General features: G+C 69.9%; 4 protein-coding genes and 1 pseudogene. All 5 read left to right on the top strand.

What is annotated here, in order from left to right; translation table 11 throughout:
• Window positions 1-287 (top strand): annotated as a pseudogene (locus DYI24_RS24185) (cobalamin biosynthesis bifunctional protein CbiET); the annotation flags it as partial.
• Complete coding sequence (locus DYI24_RS24180; RefSeq protein ID WP_164574130.1) at window positions 284-676, top strand: cobalamin biosynthesis protein; 393 nt, start codon at window positions 284-286, stop codon at window positions 674-676. The pseudogene DYI24_RS24185 and the gene DYI24_RS24180, both read left to right, overlap by 4 nt.
• Window positions 673-1,452, top strand: coding sequence for a precorrin-4 C(11)-methyltransferase (gene cobM, locus DYI24_RS24175; protein WP_164574129.1), 780 nt, complete (start codon window positions 673-675; stop codon window positions 1,450-1,452). Before DYI24_RS24180 ends, cobM begins: the two co-directional genes overlap by 4 nt.
• Entirely contained in the window at window positions 1,439-2,800 is a 1,362-nt protein-coding gene (locus DYI24_RS24170) for a cobyrinic acid a,c-diamide synthase CobB (RefSeq protein ID WP_164574128.1), read from the top strand. Before cobM ends, DYI24_RS24170 begins: the two co-directional genes overlap by 14 nt.
• The coding region (locus DYI24_RS24165; protein WP_246701362.1) for an SAM-dependent methyltransferase at window positions 2,800-3,089 on the top strand (290 nt) is incomplete at its 3' end. The genes DYI24_RS24170 and DYI24_RS24165, both read left to right, overlap by 1 nt.

Below are 3,089 nucleotides of genomic sequence, written 5' to 3'. Positions count from 1 at the left end.
GCGCAGCCCCCGAGGCGCTCGCAGGCCTCCCCACGCCCGACGCGGTGTTCATCGGCGGCGGCGCCAGCCGCCCGGGCGTGATGAATGCGGTGTGGCAGGCGCTGCCCCCCGGCGGCCGGCTGGTGGTCAATGCGGTGACGTTGGAGACCGAGGCGCTGCTGATCGACTGGTATCGTCGTCACGGCGGCGAGCTGCTGCGGCTCGGCGTCGAGCGCGCCTCGCCGGTCGGCGGCCTTACTGGATGGCGCGCGGCAATGCCGGTGGTGCAATGGAGCGTCCGCAAATGACCGCGGTCGTCATCGGCATCGGCTTTCGCGCCGCCACGCCCGCGTCGTCGATCATCGACGTGATCGAGACCGCGCGCCGCGCCGCCGCCCCGCACCAACCATCCGCGCTGGCGACTGCAGCGGACAAAGCCGATCACAGCAGCTTGCGCGAGGCCTCGACAGCAGCGGCTCTCCCCGTCTTGCCGGTCGAGACGGCTGCGCTCGAACAAGCCGCCGCACGTATCAAGACGTCGTCTGCCGTGGTCGCGCATCACCGCGGTGTCGGCAGCGTCTGCGAGGCCGCGGCGCTCGCCGCCGCCGGACCGACGGCGCGGCTAATCGTATCCCGTTTGATCTCGCAGGATCGCCTCGCGACGGCCGCGGTGGCGATCGAGGAGCCGTTGCCATGACTGTTCACTTCATCGGCGCCGGCCCCGGCGCCCCCGATCTGATCACCGTGCGCGGCCGTGACCTAGTGATGCGCTGCCCGGTGTGCCTCTACGCCGGGTCGTTAGTCCCGCGCGAGATCGTGGCGCTGTGCCCGAAGGACGCACGCGTGGTGGACACCGCACCGCTCGATCTCGACGCCATCACGGCGGAGTTCGTTGCCGCTGCCGAAGCGGGCCACGACGTCGCCCGGCTGCATTCCGGCGACCTGTCAGTGTGGAGCGCGATGGGCGAACAGATCCGCCGCCTGGAGCAGCACGGCATCCCCTACACCGTCACACCCGGCGTACCGTCGTTCGCAGCGGCCGCTGCGGTGCTCGGCCGTGAACTCACCTTGCCCGAAGTCGCGCAGACCGTGGTGCTGACGCGCACCTCTGGCCGTGCCTCCGCAATGCCGCCGCGCGAGACGCTGGAAGCCTTCGCCGCCACCGGCGCGACGCTGGCGATCCATCTGTCGATCCACGTCCTTCCCGATGTCGTCGAACGGCTGCGTCCGCATTACGGCGACGACGGCGCGGTCGCCGTAGTGGTGCGCGCGAGCTGGCCGGAGCAGCAGGTGATCCGCGGCACGCTCGGCTCGATCGCCGCGCAGGTCGCAGCCGAAGGCATCGACCGCACCGCGTTGATCCTAGTCGGGCCGTCGCTCGCCGCCACCGATTTCCGCGAGAGCTCGCTGTACGCGCCCGACTACGACCGCCGCTATCGCCGCTCGGCGGAGGACGGCCGTGACCGTAACTGATCACGTCGTAACAAAGGCGACGAACGGCCGTCCGCCGGGGTTGATCATCGCGGCGCCGTCGACCAATAGCGGCAAGACCACGGTGACGCTGGCGTTGCACGCGGCACTACGCCGCCGCGGCCTCACCGTGCAGCCTTACAAATGCGGGCCCGATTACATCGACCCGGCGTTTCACGAGATCGCCGCCGGCCGGCCTTGCTACAATCTGGACTCCTGGTCGTTTAGCCAAGACCGCATCACGTCCCTGCTCGATGCTGCAGCGGGCGCCGATCTCTGCCTCGCCGAAGGCGTGATGGGGCTGTTCGACGGAGGCAGCGCGGTCGGCGCGTGGGGTAACGGCGCCACCGCCGATATCGCCGCGTTCACCGGCTGGCCGGTCGTGTTGGTGATCGACGTCGCCGGCCAGGCGCAGTCCGCCGCCGCGCTGGCGCTTGGCTTCGCCCGCTATCGCAGCGACCTCCACATCGCCGGAGTCATTCTCAACAACGTCGCCAGCCCGCGCCATGAGGCGCTGGTCCGCGACGGTTTCGCCGCGCACGACATTCCAGTGCTGGGCAGCTTCGAGCGGCAGCGCGATCTCACACTGAAGAACCGCCATCTCGGCCTGGTGCAGGCGCGCGAGACCGCGAGGCTCGACAACCGCCTGCAGCAACTCGCTGACAGCGCCGTGCGCGGCATCGATCTCGATGCGGTGATCCGCGCCGCACAACCGGCGCGTCCGATCGCATCGACTAACCGGCCGCTGACGCCGCCGGGTCAGCGCATCGCGCTGGCGCACGACGACGCGTTCTCCTTCATCTATCCACACCTCACCGCCGGCTGGCGCGCCGCCGGAGCCGAGATCGTGCCGTTCTCGCCGCTGAACGACGAAGGCCCAGACCCGTCCTGCGACGCCGCGTGGCTGCCGGGAGGCTATCCCGAGCTACACGCCGGGCGTCTTGCAGCCGCGACACGGTTCAAAGCGGCGCTCGTTGCGTTTGCAGAAACGCGCCCGGTGCATGGCGAGTGCGGCGGCTACATGACGCTGGGGGCCGGCCTGATCGATGCCGACGGCACGTGCCATGCGATGGCCGGACTGCTCGGCCTCGAAACCGACTTCGCCAGCCGCAAGCTGCATCTCGGCTATCGCCTCGCGACCTTGCAGGCCGCAGCCGCCGGCCATGCCGCGGGCACCATTCTGCGCGGTCATGAATATCACTACGCCCGCGTCGTCACCGTGGCGGACGAGCCGCTCGCCGAGATCCGCGATCCCGCCGGCCAACTCACTGCTGAGACCGGCAGCCGCCGCGGCCACGTCACCGGCACCTTCTTCCATCTGATCGATGTCGCCGAGGAGGCGATCGCCTGATGTCCAACTCTTTAGAAAGCGCCGCTGCACCCGGCCGCATCACGCTGGTCGGCGCCGGCCCGGGCGATGCCGACCTGCTGACGCTGCGGGCGATCAAGCGCCTGCAGGCCGCAGACGTCGTGCTATACGACGACCTCGCCGGCGAAGACTTCATGGCCTATCTCGATCCCAACGCCGAGATGGTCGCGGTCGGCAAGCGCGCCGGCCATCCCTCGCCGCGCCAGGACGAAGTCAGCCGCCTCGCGATCAGCTACGCACTCCGCGGCAAGCACGTGGTGCGGCTGAAGGC

Source organism: Rhodopseudomonas sp. BR0C11, assembly GCF_010820945.1.
Taxonomy (GTDB): domain Bacteria; phylum Pseudomonadota; class Alphaproteobacteria; order Rhizobiales; family Xanthobacteraceae; genus Rhodopseudomonas; species Rhodopseudomonas palustris_H.
Note: the sequence above shows the minus strand (reverse complement) of the source record. Positions and strands in the feature narration are given on the sequence as shown.

Bases quoted from the DNA above. Each gene is read 5' to 3' on its own strand.
- DYI24_RS24180 (WP_164574130.1), top strand. From the start codon at position 284: ATGACCGCGGTCGTCATCGGCATCGGCTTTCGCGCCGCCACGCCCGCG.
- cobM (WP_164574129.1), top strand. From the start codon at position 673: ATGACTGTTCACTTCATCGGCGCCGGCCCCGGCGCCCCCGATCTGATC.